This is a genomic window from Archaeoglobus fulgidus DSM 4304, from assembly GCF_000008665.1.
GTDB classification, from domain to species: Archaea; Halobacteriota; Archaeoglobi; order Archaeoglobales; family Archaeoglobaceae; genus Archaeoglobus; species Archaeoglobus fulgidus.
The window spans coordinates 821628-837542 of sequence record NC_000917.1; the positions used below are offsets into that span (position 1 = coordinate 821628).

The window sequence follows — 15915 nt, forward strand, 5'->3', positions numbered from 1 at the left end:
TTCCTCTGTCGAACAACCATTATGAGATTTGCCGTTGTGAGCGACACGCACGACAACCTTTCAGCGGTGAAGGAGCTTGCTGATGCCCTGAGCAAAGAGAAGCTGGATTTTGTGGTGCATGCGGGCGACGTGATTGCCCCCTTCACCTTGAAAGAGTTCGAAAGGCTCGGAGTGAAGCTTTACATAGCCTTCGGGAACAACGACGGCGAGAGGAGAATTCTCACGCAGATTGCGGAGCGAAACAGCTGGGAGATTGGCGACATCGTTGAATTTCCGGGCGGAGTGGTTTACCACGGCACAGACAAGAGAGTGCTGGAGGTGCTGAAAAAGCTCGAAACTCTCGTTGTCTTCGGCCACACGCATGAAGTGCTGAAAGAAAAGAACCTGCTCAATCCCGGAGAGGTTTGCGGCTACCTGACGGGCAAGAGGACTTACGCCATAGTCGAGGACGGAGAGATAAGCATCTTGGAGCTTTGAGGCTAAACTTAAAAAACTGCCTGAAGGTGTAAGAGCATGCGTGTTTACACTGCCGACGTAAAGCCTGAAATGGAAGGTCAGAAGGTCACGCTGTACGGCTGGGTTCACGAAGTTCGTGATCTCGGTGGGCTGGTGTTCATACTGCTGAGGGACAGGGAGGGGATTGTTCAGATTACTCTCCCGAGAAAGTTTGTCAGCAAGCAGGTTTTCAAGCTGGCCAAGAAAATTAGAAGGGAAAGCGTTATTGCGGTAACGGGAGAGGTTAGAAGGGAAGAGAAGGCTCCGGGTGGTGTGGAGATTATTCCAGAATCAATTGAGGTTCTGAACGAAGCTGATGCTCCCCTTCCCCTTGAGGTCACAGAGAAAGTTCCAGCAGAGCTCGACACTCGCCTTGACCACCGCTTCATGGATTTGAGGAGGCCGAGAGTTCAGGCCATCTTCAGAATAAGGCATCAGGTGATGCAGAGCGTGAGAGAATTTCTGTCAGAGGAGGGTTTCATTGAAGTGCACACACCAAAGATTGTTTCAACCGCAACTGAGGGAGGAACGGAGCTTTTCCCAATAAGCTACTTTGAGAAGGAGGCTTTCCTCAACCAGAGCCCCCAGCTATACAAGCAGGTTCTGATGGCTGCTGGCTTCGAGAAGGTCTTTGAAATTGGCCCGATTTTCAGGGCCGAGGAGCACAACACCACACGCCACCTCAATGAAGCAATCTCCATCGACATTGAGATGAGCTTCACCGACCACAACGGAGTCATGGACGTCCTTGAAAGGCTCGTTCAGAGGGTTTACGAGGATGTGGCTGAGAAGTGCGAGCGCTACCTTGGCTGGCTCGAAGTTTCGCTGGAAATACCTGAGCTGCCCTTCCCCAGAATAACCTACGACGAGGCGAGGGAGATTGCAGCGAGAAAGGGAGAGGAGATTCCGTGGGGAGAGGACCTGAGCACCAACGCCCTCAAGCTTGTTGGAGAGGAGATGGGAGGCCTTTACTTCATCACCGACTGGCCTACTGAATCAAAGCCCTTCTACGCGATGCCCTATGAAGACAGGCCTGAAATCAGCAAGAGCTTCGACTTAATGCACGGCTGGCTTGAGCTTTCGAGCGGAGCCCAGAGAATTCACCTCTACGACATGCTGGTTGAGAGCATAAAAGCGAAGGGAATGGAGCCCGAGAGCTTCGGCTTTTATCTTGAAGCTTTCCGCTACGGCATGCCGCCCCATGCAGGCTGGGGACTTGGAGCTGAGAGGCTCATCATGTCCATGCTCGGCCTGAAAAATGTGAGAGAAGCGGTGCTTTTCCCGAGGGACAGGCACAGGCTCGTTCCTTAGCTCTGCTTTACAATTTCTCCCTCTTTTATCACCGCTTTAAGGGCATCCATCGGCTTTACTCCCAGACCAACGAGAAGCTTGATCTCAAGGCTGTTCAGGCCGTAAAGCTGCACCTCCTTTGCCCCTATGAAGAAGTCCGTTCCCGTTGCAAGCCTCACTCTCTCCCTGTAAGCCCTTTTTATGGACTCGGCATGTATCTCGTGCACTTCTTTCAGCTTCTCAAGCATCCATTCGGGCAGGTTGTTTGAGGGCCCGAATTTCAGTGCGACGTCAACGATGGAGAGTGTGGGAATGAGAGTAACGTCCTTTTCAACTGACAGATTTATTGCATCCTGATTCAAATCCATTCCGTGGGCGAGGGTTTTTACCCCCTCCTCAACGGCGTTGATGTATCCCTCAGATGACTCGGCATGGGCGTGGACAAGCCTGCCTGCCCTCCTCGCCTCCTCAACAACAGCAGCAATCTCCCCCCTCGTCATCTGGGGGAATTCGGGCTTGTCCTTCTGCGACGCAACACCTCCGGTGACAAAAATCTTGATGAAGTCCACTCCTTCCCTCAGAACGTAGCGAGCACCTTTCCTGAACTCATCCTCCCCATCGCAGAGGAGAGACTGGAAAGGGACCTTTATCTTCGAAGTTCTTGCGTCTGCAAGCTCAGGGGGGAGGAAGTGGATGTCCCCATGCCCGAAGGTCTGCGAGAGGGGATATCCAGACGCCACTATTCTCGGCCCCCCTCACAACACCCTCCTTAACCGCTTCTCTGAGATGCAGAGCCACAACACTCCCTGCATAACTATGGTAGTATATCCAGCATCAAGCATCGCCTCCAAATCCTTTATTGCCCTAGCAACGAAAACGCCGAAGGTGTAAGCAGGCTCTCCCTCACGTAGTCCCCACTCCTGAAGCCCGTGACGTGCAGGTGGGCATCTATCAGCTCGTCCCCATGTCAGAGCCGGGGATGTAAAGGGCCTTTTTAAGAAACTGAGCAATGTATCTGGCGTACTGGTAAGTATCTCCCTCCTATGCTCCGAATTTGGGTCTGCACAGATTCCTCCCTTCGCCCCGCCAACGGGAATTCCAAAGATTGCAGCCTTGAGACTCATAGCCCTCACAAGCCATGCAACCTCCTCAACCGTAACGTCGGGCAGCATCCTTATTCCACCGGCACATGCACCAAATTTCAGAGTGTCAAGGACCTTGTCCCGTATTTCGGGTCGTAGAACCGCATCACCACTTCCGGCCCGATCTCATCATAGACAACGGCCATAGAATTGTTCTTTCTTAAACATTAAAAATTTTCCTCCGTGGAATTGAAAAATTTCCTCAAAACCTCCCTGATTTTATTTTTCGAAACATGTATCGAATTTTATGCCTGCTGTAATAGATGCGGCAAGATGTGACGGATGCGGGCTTTGCATTCCAGAGTGCAAGGGAAATGCCATCCACCTCAATGGCAGCAAGGCTTACGTTGATGAGGATGCCTGCATGGAGTGTGGCGCTTGCGTGAGGGCCTGCCCCAACAACGCCATCAGCGTTGAGTGGTAAATGTTTGTGTCCAAGGGCTAAAATCAAGATTATTACCCTTTTTAATTATTTGTAGCCAATCAGCCAATCTGGCTTTTCGGGTAAGGAAATTTCTGTGCCGCTTAGTGTGTAGTATTCTTTTAAGACTTCAAGAAATTCCTCCCAAAGAACATCCAGAGCCTCTTTCCACTGTTCAAAATCTTCCTTGGCATAAAAAGTCCAATTTGCAGATCCAGCGATTTTATCGGCCTTGAATTTGAAATGCATTGGCAAAACTCTTAACAGGTTATTACCTGCCAAGTAGCGTCTGCATGTTATTATCGTCTCGATTTCATCTTCAGTCTGGGCTGTATACACATAGCTTGAGAAAGCCTTTATTAGCGGTATGTAGAACTTTTCTAGTCTATCTTCGATTGCTTTCAATCTCTGTTGTCTTGCCATCAGCTGAACCTGTCTGTTACTAACTAAAATAGTCACGAGTGCTGCTGATGCCATTATGGCTGTTGCTAAAGCAACAACTGAATTTGAGAGGATTATGTCCTTCATAATAACAGATTCAGCAACAAGAAATGCAAAAAGAATCAAAATGACCAATATAGGTAACCAGAGTCCTATAACACTTTCACTCTTTTTTATGAATTTCACATTTTTCACCTCCTTCTTTATTTGTTCCGACTCCTCAACATTTTAACGTTTGATGCGCCAACAAAATTCTGTATCTTAGGGGCGGGTGAGTTTGAGGAATAGGCTGGTTAAGGATATTCCGAGGGAAGAGGTAGTAAATACTCTGTTTCAACAAAATTTTCAGGATTTCAAATGGTGTCACATCTCCCGAATTGAAGTTTTTCAGGTCTATTTTGCCGACAAATTCTGCATAATCCCCAAGAACATTGTAAAAATACGTCTTGAAAAGAGCTTTGGAGAAGTTTTCGTACCCAGACTTTTTAACTGCAAATAAATCGGCTTCATGCTCGTTTATCCAGCTGAAAACCATGAAAAATGTTGCGTAAATGATAAGTAGCGCTCCTAGGGTTATAAAAAGACTTACTTTAAGATTTGGTTGAAATTTGCCCATTTCCAAGAGAAAAAGTGTAGTTAATACAACAGCAGCTATCAAAACCCAAAACATCATGGCAGTAGATCTAGTTATCATCCACCACTTGTTTTTAGAATGCCCTGATTCATGGTAAATAACAGCTTTAAGCTCCTCACCGGAAAGAACGTCTTTAAGACTTTTCGTGACAAAAATTTTTCTTTTAAGCGGTGTATAAAATGCGTTGTATACTTTCTTGCCCTTTTCGTAACCAATAATAACAGGAATACCATCAATTTCGCCGTATTTCTCTTCATTTTCAAATTTCAATTCAAACACCACCTTAAAAATCGGCAAGAGTATTATAAAGACCGCTAATTCTACCAATAAGATAAATAATAGGTTGGAAAGTAAATTCCAGAATGACCAGAAGAAAAGAAGGATATAAACCGCAAATGAAGCAACACTGAAAATTCCCGAAATCTTCCACCACCTCTCCCGCCTTAAGTATGAGCAATATAATAAAGATAAAGATATGACCACAAGAATCGCTACGAACAAAATTAGGCTGCTTGTTGCCCATGACTCGAGCATGTAATTTATATGTTTTCAAAAATAAATATGTTTCGTTTAACCTCCTTGATTCACCAAACTCAAATCCAAAATTATTAAAAATTTCCCTCCCCTTCAATTTTATGGATGAGTTTGAGGGGCTTTTGAAAGCTGTTGGCTCTGCACCCTGGTACAAGCTAATCGGAATGGTTCCGAAGTTACAGGGAGACAGGGTTGTTGTAGAGATGGAGATTGATAGAAGCAAACATCTTCAGGCCCTCGGCACCACTCACGGTGGGGCAATTGCCAGTGTTCTCGATTCTGCCATTGGCCTGAACGTCAACAGAGAGGTGGTGAAGATGGGGAAAACTGCAGTGACAGCACAGCTCAACATTCACTACATCAGGCCCGTTACGGAGGGAAAGATTGTGGGAGTGGGAATGCCGATGCATATCGGCTCAAAGGTTACGGTTGGTTACGGAGAGGTGAGGAACGAGGAAGGAGAGCTTGTTGCTGCTGGCACTGCAACCTTCTACATAATCGACAGAAGGTTCAGGGACTGAGCAACTCTCCCTTTACCTTTTGCAGATACTGGATAATTCCCTCCACGGCCTCAGCAAGAACCTTTGAGTTGTCGTAATTTTCAACGACTTCTTTCAGCCTTTCCCTTTCCCACTTCCTCATTTCTTCGGCCATCTCTACCATTTTTGGAAAGGCCCTGATTATGTTGTCAACGATGGTTATGTCAGCCATTCTTGCTGTCCTCGACAGGGGGTTGAGGTCAATGGCTATAACCTTCTTTCCGTGCCTCTTCAGAATCTCGCACCTGTCACCATCCTCCAAGGGCACAAGCACGACGTCAGCGATGAGAATCCCCCTGCTGTCAACTATCCTTCTCGCCGACTCAAGGCCCTCAAGCACCGCATCTCCTGCAGCGAGAACCTCAATTCCGTGCTTTTCAAGGTAGCGTTTAATCTTCTCCACTCTCTCGGGGCTGTGGTGGAAAACGTTAATCTCCACCTTTGCATTTACGAGCTCTGCAAGCTTCCTCGTCTCTTCTGGAACGAGCACCGCTGTATTCCCATTAACGGAGATTACGGGATGCTTTGCCAGAAGCATTAAAGCGACTGCAGCTCTCTCTGCCTTCAGGGCGAAATCTCTCGTCTCCTCGCCGAGAATGTAGTCGAAAGCCTCCCCCCTTCCGTGGGCTATCAATCCCTGGCATCGCAGTAACTCCCAGCTCAACTCCCTCGACAAGCTTCTCCCTTGTTACCAGCGACGCGTATCTCGGATGGCTTTTCGGTATCTCCTTCATTGCTCCACCTCAAGGAAATCTGCCAGCTCTTTCAGGGACTCAAAAACGTAGTCTGCGTGCTGGATAAAAGACTTTGCCATCCCCCTGTTTCTATCTGTCAGTATCAGGGCGGTTTTTGCTCCCGCCGCCTTTCCCGATAGCAAGTCGAAAAGAAAGTCTCCAACCATCAAAGCCTTTGAGGGGCTGACGTCAAACATCCTCAAGGCGAGGTTCAAGGGCTCAGGAGAGGGTTTTGGCTCGGCATCTTCCCTTCCGATGATAAAATCGAACTCGAAGCCGAGCCTCTCGGCAACTATTTCCGCACTTCTTCTGCTGTTCCTTGTAATGACTCCTTTTATGGCATCAAGGCCGTTAACGAGCTCAACGGCGTAGTAGGCTGGCCTTGCCTCCATCGCACACCTAAGCTCATAGCTCTCAAGAACTCTGAGCATTTCCTGCCTTCTCTGAAGGTCCTTCTCATCCATTATGGACTCAAGGATGAACCTCCCCTCAATTCCAAGCTCTCTCCTTATCTCATCAAAGGGGATGTTGAGCTCGATAAGAGTTCCGTCAAGGTCGAAGGCAATTAGCTCAAATCTTGAGGACTCTCCTGAGCTTTCTGGCTTCCTCTGCTGGATTACCTGATGCATAAATTCCCCTCCCCACTATAATTCCATCAGCATACTTCACAGCTTCGATGCTGCCTTTCTGTGCCCCAATTCCCGGGCAGAGTATCTCCATATCCCCCGCAGCTTTTCTTATCTCCCTCAGCCTCTCAATTCTTGTTGACGGAGCGATGAGGCCGTGACAGCCTGCTTCTTTGGCCTTCTCAACGATTTTCAGAGAAACTGCACTCATGAACTCCTCCCCTCCGGGGCTGCTGAGCTCCGTTACGGCATAAACCTTTCCCCCAAACTCCTCAGCCACTCTGCAAACCTCTCTAAGAGTGTCACTGCCAACAAAGCCGTGGACAATTACCGACTCGGCTGAGTTCTCGAAGGCAATTCTCGCGATGAGGGAGCTTGTGTAGGGGACGTCAGCAATCTTGAAATCCGCAATTACGGGTTTGATTTCGGAAAGTCGCTTCATTATCCCCACGCCAGCAGAAAGAACGAGAGGATAGTTGACCTTTATTCTGTCAACGTGTTCAGCAACTTTTTTGGCGATTTCCATCGCTTTTTCACCATCCATCACATCAAGAGCCAGTATGAGCTGTTTCATCAGAGTTTGTTGGACGGGAGTAAAAATTACTTTTTCCCCGGCATTGATTTTCAAAGCCTTCCGGAGCAACAGCTTTATACCGTTCTGCACGACCATGCATAATGGTCAGGGAAAAGGGGTTCTGGAAGAGGGAAAGGGTTGATGAAGCCCTCTACAGGTTGCTAAAAAAAATTAAAGCTCTTGAAACTGAAGATGTTAGCGTTTATAACCTCCAAGGCCGTGTTCTGGCAGAGGATATTGTAGCGGGCTTCGATGTGCCGAAATTCAACAGGGCGGCGATGGATGGATACGCCGTCAAAGCCGAGGACACCTTCGGTGCATCCGTAAGCAACCCCATCATGCTCCAGCTTGCGGGAAGCGTTGAGATTGGAGAGGTGCCGAAGGTCGTGGTGGAGTCGGGAATGGCTGTCAGAATAATGACCGGGGCAATGATGCCCGAAGGCACCAACGCTGTTGTAATGCTCGAACACACAAGGTTAAACGGCAACTTTGTTGAGGTTTTGAAGTCCGTAACGCCTATGAAAAACGTTTCGAGGGTGGGAGAGGACATAGCGGCGGGAGAGGTTGTGTTCAGGAAAGGGGAAATTCTGCAGCCTCAGGATGCCGGAGTGATTGCCTCACTGGGAATTGAAAGCGTCAGAGTTTACCGCAAACCGAGGGTGGCGGTTATCACCACCGGAAACGAGCTTGCGGAGGTTGGTGAGCCGCTTGAAGGGGCCAAAATCTACAACTCCAACAACCCGATGATTTGCAATGCCCTTCTTGAGTTCGGTTTCGAGGCGATTTCCCTTGGAATTGCGAGGGATGATGAGGAGGAGCTGCGAAATAAGCTGCAGAAAGCTCTGGAATTTGATGCTGCTGTGATTACGGGTGGCACTTCTGTAGGAGCGAAGGACCTCGTTCCTGATGTTGTTGGCGAGTTTGGTGAGATTGTTTTCCATGGCGTTTCCATGAAACCCGGTATGCCCACTGGAGCTGCGGTTGTTGAGGGAAAGCCTGTTTTCATGCTTCCGGGCTCTCCTGCTGCTGCCCTGCTCGGCTTTTACACTTTCGCCATTCCTGCGCTTTACAGAATGATGAACGTCAGGATTATTGCGAGAAAGTGGAGCAGGCAGAAGGGTGTGCTGCAGGGCAGGATACCGTCGGAGATAGGAGTGAGGAGTAACGTAAGGGTTCTGTGGGAGGATGGGAAGGTTTATCCGATAAGAATTTCAGGGTCGGGGATTCTCAGCTCCTTTGTCAGGGCAAATGCCCTCTTGGTTGTTCCCGAGGATAAGGAGGGATACGAGGAGGGCGAGGAGGTGGAGGTTACCCTTCTGAGAGATGTAACAGAGGTGTTTGAATGAGGAAGGTTTTTCGTGATGTTGTGACAGTTGATGAAGCAAGGGGGCTTCTTTTCAATCACTTCAGCCCTCGCAGAAAGACTGAGGTCGTTCCGCTCCACCTCGCAGCAGGAAGGGTTCTGGCAAAGGACGTTTACGCTTTAACGGATGTCCCCCCCTTCGATAGAGCGACGATGGACGGATATGCGGTAAGGGCTGAGGACACCTTTGAGGCCGAGGAGGATAGTCCAGTCACACTCAAAGTTGTTGGAACGGTGGAGGCGGGAAAGAGGCCTGAGTTGGAGGTTGAAAGCGGTAAGGCTGTGGAGATCGCAACGGGAGCTATGATGCCAAAGGGGGCCAATGCAGTTGTTATGGTGGAGTTCACGAGGAGAAGGGAGGACGAGATTGACATCTTCAAGCCTGTCTCTCCCGGAGAGAATGTAATGTACGCAGGAAGCGACGTGATGGCTGGTGAGCTTATAGCCAGAGAGGGGACAGAACTGACGCACAGGGAGATTGGCGTGATGGCTGCATGCGGAATAAGCGAGGTTGAGGTTTATTGCAGACCGAAGGTGGCGATAATCTCCACAGGCAATGAGCTTGTGAAGCCGGGAGAGAGGCTGGGAGAGGGAAAGATCTACGACGTGAACTCCTACAGCATTGCCGCTGCTGTGGAGGAGAACGGTGGTGAAGCAATTTTGATGGGCATTGCAAGGGATAACGAGGAGGAGATGCGCAGCATTATAGCTAAAGCTTTAAGAGAAGCGGACATTGTCATAACGAGCGGGAGCACCTCCGCCGGAGCTGGAGACGTGATGTACCGCATTCTCGATGACTTTCATCCGGGAGTAATCGTTCACGGCATAGCCATAAAGCCCGGAAAGCCTGCTGTGATAGCGGTGAGTGATTCAAAGCCCATTTTTGGACTGCCGGGTTATCCAACATCTGCAATGACGGTTTTTGAGGTGATCGTGGCTCCAATAATAAGGGAGCTTGCAGGAAGAAGGGAATCTTCGGGGGCAAAGGTGAGGGCAAGGCTCGCTATAAAGGTCTTCTCAGCTGAAGGAAGGAGAGAATATCTGCCGGTGAACGTTGTGGAGGGAGCTGAGGGATATTCTGCCTATCCGGTAAGCGGTTCTTACAGCGGGGCTGTCACAGCCTTTGCCTTCACCGACGGCTTTGTGGAGATTCCTGAAAATGTTGTGATGCTCGAAGAGGGCGATGAGGTTGAGGTGAAGCTCTTCAGCCATCTAAAGCCTGCAGATTTGATGATAATCGGGAGTCATTGCATTGGCGTTGACATCCTGCTCTCCCTTATGCGGAAGAAAAAGCCCTACACAAGCAAGGTGGTAAACGTCGGCTCAACAGGAGGAATTCTTGCAGTAAAGAGGGGTGAGGCGGACATTGCGGGAACGCATCTGCTTGATGAGAGCGGAGTTTACAACGAACCAATTGTAAGGAGATATGGTGTAAGGGATGCTGTGCTGGTCAAGGGCTACCTGAGGGAGCAGGGATTGATTGTTGCAAAGGGGAATCCTAAAAGCATAACGGGCTTCGAAGACTTGCTAAGAGAAGACGTCACCTTCATCAACCGAAACAGGGGGAGTGGAACGAGGATTCTGACCGACATGTACCTCAGAGAGGTTGCGGAGAGAAAGGGGCTGAGCTTTAACGAGCTCACAGCCTCCATTAAGGGATACAGCATTGAGGCGAAAACCCACACCTCCGTTGCAGTTGCAGTAGCAAGCGGAAAGGCTGATGTCGGGGTGGGGATAAGGAGCGTTGCCTCCCAGTACGGCCTTGACTTCATACCGCTGAGAAGCGAGGAGTACGATTTCCTGATAAGGAAAGACAGGCTGGAAAAGAAGGCAGTGAGGGACTTTCTGGAGTGCCTTACCTCAGAGGAATTTGCCAAGGAGCTTGAGAGGGTAGTGGGCCTGAGGGTTTACGAGAGAACGAGAGAGGTGATCGAAATCGATTAGAACGGAAAAACGTTTTAAATCAGCTGATTAACTCGCCGAGTATGAGATTACTCCTCGAACACGAATCCAAAGCTTTGCTCGAAAAGTATGGCATAAAGACTGCAAAGTGCATCTTCTGCGAAACAGAAGAGCAGGCTGTTAAAGCTGCGAAGGAAATCGGCTTTCCCGTTGTGATGAAGGTTGCAGGGAGGGAAATCATCCATAAAAGCGACGTTGGTGGAGTCATTCTTAACGTTAAATCGGAGGATGAGGTTAGGGAGGTTTTTCAAAGGCTGATGTCCATTCCAAAGGCTGAGGGAGTTAACATTCAGCCCCAGCTTGAGAAGGGGATCGAGGTTATTATTGGCGTTGCAGAGAACGAGCAGTTTGGAAGCGTTGCAATGTTTGGGCTTGGTGGTGTTTTTGTTGAGGTTCTGAAGGATGTCAGCTTCCGGCTTTTGCCCTTAACAAGGAGAGATGCGGAGGAGATGGTTAGGGAGGTTAAGGGGTATAAATTGTTGGAGGGTTACAGAGGGGTTAAGGGAGACGTTGGGGCTGTTGTTGATTTGCTGCTTAAGCTGAATGAGGTTGTTGAAAAGGAAGGAATAGTGGAGATGGACCTGAATCCTGTTTTTGTTTATGAGAGAGGAGCTGTTGTGGTGGATGCGAGGATAGTTGTTGGGGAGAGGAAGAGGTTTGAGATGGATGTTGGGGATATAAGCTTCTTTTTCAAAGCAAGGAGTGTGGCGGTTATTGGGGCCTCCACCAATCCGATAAAGGTCGGAAACTCCGTTGTAAGAAGCCTGATGTCGAACAAAAACCTGAGAATTTACCCGATAAACCCGAATGCCAGCGAAATTCTCGGCCTGAAAGCCTATCCCTCAGTTAAGTCCCTTCCAGAGGTACCGGACATAGCAATTGTAACCGTTCCCGCCGAGTTCGTTCTTGACGCTGTAAGGGAAGCCGCAGAGGCTGGAGTGAAGGGAGTGGTAATAATCTCATCCGGCTTTAAGGAGGCAGAGGTTGAGGAGGGGAAAGTTAGGGAGGAGAGGCTGAGAGAAATTGCCAGAAAGTACGGAATAAGAATTGTAGGGCCCAACACATTTGGTATTGTGAGTGTAGTGGGCGGCATCAACGCGAGCTTTACTCCAATGTTCAGTGAGGTGAAAAAGGGCAGAATAGCGCTGGTTTCGCAGAGCGGTGGGATATGCCACTACATAATCCACAAGTTCAGGGATTCTGGGTTCAGCCATATCCTGCATCTGGGAAACAGATGCGACGTTGATTTTCCCGATGTAATGAGGTTTCTAAGGGAAGATGAAAACACCGACGTAGTTGCGGTGTATGTTGAGGGAATCGACAACGGGAGAGGGCTCTTCGAGGAGCTAAAGAGGCTTTGCAGTGAGAAGAAAGTTGTGGTGATGAAGTCCGGAAGGAGCAGCGTTGCTGACAAAGCATCTGTAAGCCACACGGGCAGCATGGCGGGAGATTACAGAGTCTTCGCTTCAGCGATGAAGCAGGCTGGCGCAGTGGTGGTTGAAACTCCGACGGAGCTTATTGACACAGCAATCGCAATGGAAAAGTTTGAAGTCAGTGGTGGGGTGGCTGTTTTAACAATACAGGCCGGTCTTGGAATCGTTGCGGCTGACATCATCGAAAGCAGCGGGGGGAGATTGGCAAGGTTTGGAGAGGAGACGGTAAGGAAGCTGAAGAGCCTGCTACCCCCCATAACCTTAAGGGAGAACCCCGTTGACCTGTCTTTCAGCGGTCTCAACCTAAAGGTGTTCGCGGAGGTAATCGATACGGTGTGCAGGGATGATGACGTGGGGCTGGTTATGTTTCTCTACGCAGTTGCACCCCCAAGCTGGGTTCTGCCGGCAGAGGTCATATCCCAGATTATGGGCAGAATAACAAAACCATCCATTCTCGGCTACTCCTCAACTCCCGAAAACTACGCAGAGATTAAGGAGGCGCTCAAGGGGTCTAAAACGCTAATCTTTGACTCGGTCGAGAGGGCTGCAAAGGTTGCCGCAATTCTATCAGAGAAACGAAACTATTTTTAATTTCACCCTTCATTTCTGGTTGATGCTGTACGTTTATATGGATGGTGAGTTCGTACCGGAAAATGAAGCGAAGGTGAGCATCTTCGACCACGGCTTTCTTTACGGGGATGGCGTTTTTGAGGGGATAAGGGCCTACAACGGGAGAGTCTTCAGGTTAAAAGAGCACATAGACCGGCTTTACGATTCGGCAAAGGCCATCGACCTCGAAATACCAATAACAAAGGAGGAGTTCATGGAGATAATCCTGGAAACGCTCAGGAAAAACAACCTCAGAGATGCTTACATCAGACCAATAGTGACGAGGGGGATTGGAGACCTCGGGCTTGATCCGAGAAAGTGCCAGAATCCGTCGATAATAGTCATAACAAAGCCGTGGGGGAAGCTCTACGGGGACCTCTACGAGAAGGGGCTTACGGCGATCACCGTTGCCGTGAGAAGGAACTCCTTCGACGCGCTCCCGCCAAACATAAAGTCGCTCAACTACCTGAACAACATTCTGGCAAAGATAGAGGCAAACGCTAAGGGAGGGGACGAGGCCATATTCCTCGACAGAAACGGCTACGTTTCGGAGGGGAGCGGAGACAACATTTTCGTGGTGAAAAATGGAGCTATCACAACCCCACCGACGATAAACAACCTGAGGGGAATTACGAGGGAAGCTGTGATAGAGATAATAAACAGGTTAGGAATACCCTTCAAGGAGACGAACATAGGCCTCTACGACCTCTACACGGCAGACGAGGTTTTCGTAACCGGCACCGCTGCTGAAATTGCGCCTATTGTTGTTATCGACGGCAGAAAAATCGGAGACGGAAAGCCCGGAGAGATTACGAGAAAGCTAATGGAGGAGTTCAGCAAGCTCACCGAAAGCGAAGGCGTACCAATATATGAGTGATGTTCTGATTACCCTGAGCGTCGAACTGGAGGACAGGCCGGGCCAGCTGCTGAAAGTTCTACAGCCCATCTCAGGGATGGGGGGAAACATAGTCGGAATAGTCCACCAGAGAGGAAAAAAGACACCTCTGAACAGACTTCCCGTAGAGATTTCTTTCAAAATGGACAGCGAGAAAGTGCAGAAGCTGATAGACGAGCTGAAATCGCTTGGAATAATAATAAGGAGCTTCAATGAGGTTAGGCTTACGGCAACGACGTCGGTTCTTCTGATTGGCCATTTAATACACACCGACATCAGCGACACGATAAGCAGCATAGACGTTGATGGTGAGGCTGAGTGTGTGGAGATGCACGTCAGCATGCCTGAGATATCCGGCCCCTCGACTGCAATAATAACGATCTCCGCCTCGGGAAAGGAGAAGCTGAAGGAGGCGGTGGAAAAGCTTAAGGAGGTCTGCAGAAAGAAGGAAATAATTCTGATTGAGCCGGTCAACGAGGAGCTTGTATGATAAAGATAGCCATCGTGGGATTCGGAACTGTCGGACAGGGGGTTGCCGAGCTTTTAATCAGGAAAAGGGAGGAGATTGAGAAGGCCATCGGTGAGTTCAAAGTTACGGCGGTTGCAGACTCCAAGAGCTCGATAAGCGGGGACTTCAGCTTAGTTGAAGCGCTGAGAATGAAACGAGAGACCGGAATGCTTAGGGATGATGCAAAGGCCATCGAGGTTGTGAGGAGCGCTGACTACGACGTGCTGATTGAGGCGAGCGTGACGAGAGTTGACGGAGGAGAGGGGGTGAATTACATTCGCGAAGCTCTCAAGAGGGGCAAGCACGTAGTAACCTCCAACAAGGGCCCGCTCGTTGCCGAATTCCACGGTCTGATGAGCCTCGCAGAAAGAAACGGAGTAAGGCTAATGTACGAAGCAACGGTGGGAGGGGCGATGCCCGTCGTAAAGCTGGCCAAAAGGTACCTTGCCCTCTGCGAGATAGAGAGCGTAAAGGGGATATTCAACGGGACTTGCAACTACATCCTCTCGAGAATGGAAGAGGAAAGGCTCCCCTACGAGCATATTCTCAAGGAGGCGCAGGAGCTCGGCTATGCCGAAGCTGACCCGAGCTACGACGTTGAGGGGATAGATGCAGCGCTTAAGCTCGTGATAATTGCGAACACGATAGGTGTTAAAGCTAGTTACGAGGACGTTGAGGTTACGGGGATAACCCAGATAACTCCTGAGGCTTTTCAGGTTGCTGCCGAGAAGGGATACACCATCAGGCTAATTGCAGAGGTTAGCAGAGAAAAGCTAAAGGTCTCCCCCAGACTCGTGCCGTTCCACCACCCCCTTGCAATCAAAGGGACAATGAACGCAGCCATGTTCAAAACAGATACAGCAGGAAGCATCTTCGTGGCGGGAAGGGGAGCAGGAAAGGAGGAGACCGCCTCAGCGATACTGTCAGACCTGTACGAGATCTATGCTGGACCTCGCTAAGTTCCTGGTAGTCCTCGGATTTCTGCTATACGCATGCAAGCTGGATTTAGAGAGCAGGATAGTCCCCAACAGGGTATGGAAGCGCATGCTGCTCGTTTCTTTGCCGATAACAGTTTACCAGCTTTTCTTGGGAAAACACCTCATTTTCGAGTACATGATTGCGGGAATTTTTGTTGTGATGGTCATTGCCCTCTCCTACGCCCTTTACCTAATCGGAGCTTACGGTGGTGCGGATGCAAAGGCAATCATGGCTCTGGCAGTTATCTTCCCTTTCTACCCAACCTTCAACGGCTTCCCTCTTCTCGGGCCTAGCTTCTCCTTTGCCTTCTCCACCCTCGCAAATTCCGTAATAGCCGCACCGTTCCTCCTCCTGTTCATGTTCTTGCGAAATCTGGCGAAAGAAGGGGTAAGGTCGCTGAAGGGGAATTTGCTCTACTATTTCACCGGATACAGGGCTGAGGTTGGAAATCTACCGAAGTTCCACAACCTCCTGGAGTACATAGACGAGAATGGAGAGTTAAGGCGGGTGAGGAGGGCTGTCGAGCCCGATGAGCAGATGATTAACAGATTGAGAAAAAGCGGTGTGGAGAAAGTCTGGGTTACCCCTGCATTGCCCTTCCTTCTCTTCATCACAGCGGGGTATATTGTTGCATTTATTCTTGGGGATTTACTGTATCTGCTAATCTCCACCATTTTAAGCTGGTGAAAGGTTTATATATCCTCCTAATGGATTTAACGAAAAACCAGAAAGGAGGA

17 protein-coding genes and 1 pseudogene are annotated in these 15915 nt (G+C 49.4%); 11 read left to right on the plus strand and 7 right to left on the minus strand.

Annotated elements, in window-relative coordinates; all coding sequences use genetic code 11:
* Positions 1–21 precede the first annotated feature (21 nt).
* Complete coding sequence (locus tag AF_RS04660; RefSeq protein ID WP_010878419.1) at positions 22–477, plus strand: metallophosphoesterase; 456 nt, start codon at positions 22–24, stop codon at positions 475–477.
* A 36-nt stretch (positions 478–513) separates the two neighbouring features.
* On the plus strand, positions 514–1806 hold the full coding sequence (aspS, locus tag AF_RS04665) for an aspartate--tRNA(Asn) ligase (protein ID WP_010878420.1): 1293 nt from the start codon (positions 514–516) through the stop codon (positions 1804–1806).
* On the opposite strand, the gene AF_RS04670 is transcribed toward aspS, so the two are convergent.
* Both AF_RS04670 and AF_RS12390 read right to left on the minus strand, forming a co-directional pair.
* The gene (locus AF_RS04670; protein ID WP_010878421.1) at positions 1803–2525 is read right to left on the minus strand and encodes an amidohydrolase family protein; all 723 of its coding nucleotides are present in this window, start codon (positions 2523–2525) and stop codon (positions 1803–1805) included. The two genes, aspS and AF_RS04670, sit on opposite strands and share 4 nt — an antisense overlap.
* Positions 2526–2540: 15 nt before the next feature.
* Positions 2541–3014, minus strand: coding sequence for a Glu/Leu/Phe/Val dehydrogenase dimerization domain-containing protein (locus AF_RS12390; RefSeq protein WP_307772158.1), 474 nt, complete (start codon positions 3012–3014; stop codon positions 2541–2543).
* Between the two features lie 160 nt (positions 3015–3174).
* Here AF_RS12390 and AF_RS04675 point away from each other — a divergent pair, with 160 nt between their 5' ends.
* Positions 3175–3351: an indolepyruvate ferredoxin oxidoreductase subunit alpha gene (locus AF_RS04675; protein WP_010878423.1), complete on the plus strand. Its 177-nt coding sequence runs from the start codon at positions 3175–3177 to the stop codon at positions 3349–3351.
* A gap of 45 nt (positions 3352–3396) precedes the next feature.
* Here the strand turns inward: AF_RS04675 and AF_RS04680 are convergent, their stop codons facing one another.
* Both AF_RS04680 and AF_RS04685 read right to left on the minus strand, forming a co-directional pair.
* Positions 3397–3975: a hypothetical protein gene (locus tag AF_RS04680; protein ID WP_143274392.1), complete on the minus strand. Its 579-nt coding sequence runs from the start codon at positions 3973–3975 to the stop codon at positions 3397–3399.
* Between the two features lie 34 nt (positions 3976–4009).
* On the minus strand, positions 4010–4957 hold the full coding sequence (locus tag AF_RS04685; RefSeq protein WP_010878425.1) for a M48 family metalloprotease: 948 nt from the start codon (positions 4955–4957) through the stop codon (positions 4010–4012).
* Positions 4958–5058: 101 nt separating this feature from the next.
* Here AF_RS04685 and AF_RS04690 point away from each other — a divergent pair, with 101 nt between their 5' ends.
* Positions 5059–5478 carry a PaaI family thioesterase gene (locus AF_RS04690; RefSeq protein WP_048064308.1) on the plus strand — a complete coding sequence of 140 codons (420 nt, stop codon included), beginning with the start codon at positions 5059–5061 and terminating at the stop codon, positions 5476–5478.
* Here the strand turns inward: AF_RS04690 and AF_RS04695 are convergent.
* The 3 genes and pseudogenes from AF_RS04695 to pyrF all read right to left on the minus strand — a co-directional run bounded on the left by AF_RS04695 (position 5468) and on the right by pyrF (position 7430).
* Positions 5468–6230 (minus strand): annotated as a pseudogene (locus tag AF_RS04695) (4-phosphopantoate--beta-alanine ligase). The gene AF_RS04690 and the pseudogene AF_RS04695 overlap by 11 nt on opposite strands.
* Entirely contained in the window at positions 6227–6859 is a 633-nt protein-coding gene (locus tag AF_RS04700; RefSeq protein WP_010878428.1) for an HAD family hydrolase, read from the minus strand. The pseudogene AF_RS04695 and the gene AF_RS04700 overlap by 4 nt, the downstream one beginning before the upstream one ends.
* Positions 6801–7430, minus strand: coding sequence for an orotidine-5'-phosphate decarboxylase (pyrF, locus tag AF_RS04705; protein WP_048064309.1), 630 nt, complete (start codon positions 7428–7430; stop codon positions 6801–6803). Before pyrF ends, AF_RS04700 begins: the two co-directional genes overlap by 59 nt.
* Before the next feature lie 101 nt (positions 7431–7531).
* On the opposite strand from pyrF, the gene glp reads away from it, so the two are divergent.
* From glp to AF_RS04740, 7 genes are read left to right on the plus strand one after another with little or no spacing between them, the layout of a single operon-like run.
* Positions 7532–8776, plus strand: a complete 1245-nt coding sequence (gene glp / locus AF_RS04710; protein WP_010878430.1) for a molybdopterin molybdotransferase MoeA — start codon at positions 7532–7534, stop codon at positions 8774–8776.
* Positions 8773–10737 (plus strand): molybdopterin biosynthesis protein, encoded by a 1965-nt coding sequence (locus AF_RS04715; protein ID WP_010878431.1) that lies wholly within the window; start codon positions 8773–8775, stop codon positions 10735–10737. Before glp ends, AF_RS04715 begins: the two co-directional genes overlap by 4 nt.
* 41 nt (positions 10738–10778) lie before the next feature.
* Positions 10779–12779 carry an acetate--CoA ligase family protein gene (locus tag AF_RS04720; protein WP_010878432.1) on the plus strand — a complete coding sequence of 667 codons (2001 nt, stop codon included), beginning with the start codon at positions 10779–10781 and terminating at the stop codon, positions 12777–12779.
* Positions 12780–12801: 22 nt separating this feature from the next.
* On the plus strand, positions 12802–13674 hold the full coding sequence (ilvE, locus tag AF_RS04725) for a branched-chain-amino-acid transaminase (protein ID WP_010878433.1): 873 nt from the start codon (positions 12802–12804) through the stop codon (positions 13672–13674).
* Entirely contained in the window at positions 13667–14182 is a 516-nt protein-coding gene (locus tag AF_RS04730) for an ACT domain-containing protein (protein ID WP_010878434.1), read from the plus strand. The genes ilvE and AF_RS04730 overlap by 8 nt, the downstream gene beginning before the upstream one ends.
* Positions 14179–15159, plus strand: a complete 981-nt coding sequence (locus AF_RS04735; RefSeq protein WP_010878435.1) for a homoserine dehydrogenase — start codon at positions 14179–14181, stop codon at positions 15157–15159. Before AF_RS04730 ends, AF_RS04735 begins: the two co-directional genes overlap by 4 nt.
* A complete protein-coding gene (locus AF_RS04740; RefSeq protein ID WP_010878436.1) occupies positions 15143–15865 on the plus strand; it encodes an A24 family peptidase C-terminal domain-containing protein in 723 nt (240 codons plus the stop codon). Before AF_RS04735 ends, AF_RS04740 begins: the two co-directional genes overlap by 17 nt.
* The last annotated feature ends 50 nt before the right edge of the window (positions 15866–15915 follow it).

What these genes read in the sequence shown, in the direction of transcription:
- AF_RS04660 (WP_010878419.1), top strand. Translation starts at nt 22, where the DNA reads ATGAGATTTGCCGTTGTGAGCGACACGCACGACAACCTTTCAGCGGTG.
- aspS (WP_010878420.1), top strand. Translation starts at nt 514, where the DNA reads ATGCGTGTTTACACTGCCGACGTAAAGCCTGAAATGGAAGGTCAGAAG.
- AF_RS04675 (WP_010878423.1), top strand. Translation starts at nt 3,175, where the DNA reads ATGCCTGCTGTAATAGATGCGGCAAGATGTGACGGATGCGGGCTTTGC.
- AF_RS04685 (WP_010878425.1), bottom strand. Translation starts at nt 4,957, where the DNA reads ATGCTCGAGTCATGGGCAACAAGCAGCCTAATTTTGTTCGTAGCGATT.
- AF_RS04690 (WP_048064308.1), top strand. Translation starts at nt 5,059, where the DNA reads ATGGATGAGTTTGAGGGGCTTTTGAAAGCTGTTGGCTCTGCACCCTGG.
- AF_RS04700 (WP_010878428.1), bottom strand. Translation starts at nt 6,859, where the DNA reads ATGCATCAGGTAATCCAGCAGAGGAAGCCAGAAAGCTCAGGAGAGTCC.
- pyrF (WP_048064309.1), bottom strand. Translation starts at nt 7,430, where the DNA reads ATGAAACAGCTCATACTGGCTCTTGATGTGATGGATGGTGAAAAAGCG.
- glp (WP_010878430.1), top strand. Translation starts at nt 7,532, where the DNA reads ATGGTCAGGGAAAAGGGGTTCTGGAAGAGGGAAAGGGTTGATGAAGCC.
- AF_RS04715 (WP_010878431.1), top strand. Translation starts at nt 8,773, where the DNA reads ATGAGGAAGGTTTTTCGTGATGTTGTGACAGTTGATGAAGCAAGGGGG.
- AF_RS04720 (WP_010878432.1), top strand. Translation starts at nt 10,779, where the DNA reads ATGAGATTACTCCTCGAACACGAATCCAAAGCTTTGCTCGAAAAGTAT.
- ilvE (WP_010878433.1), top strand. Translation starts at nt 12,802, where the DNA reads ATGCTGTACGTTTATATGGATGGTGAGTTCGTACCGGAAAATGAAGCG.
- AF_RS04730 (WP_010878434.1), top strand. Translation starts at nt 13,667, where the DNA reads ATGAGTGATGTTCTGATTACCCTGAGCGTCGAACTGGAGGACAGGCCG.
- AF_RS04735 (WP_010878435.1), top strand. Translation starts at nt 14,179, where the DNA reads ATGATAAAGATAGCCATCGTGGGATTCGGAACTGTCGGACAGGGGGTT.
- AF_RS04740 (WP_010878436.1), top strand. Translation starts at nt 15,143, where the DNA reads ATGCTGGACCTCGCTAAGTTCCTGGTAGTCCTCGGATTTCTGCTATAC.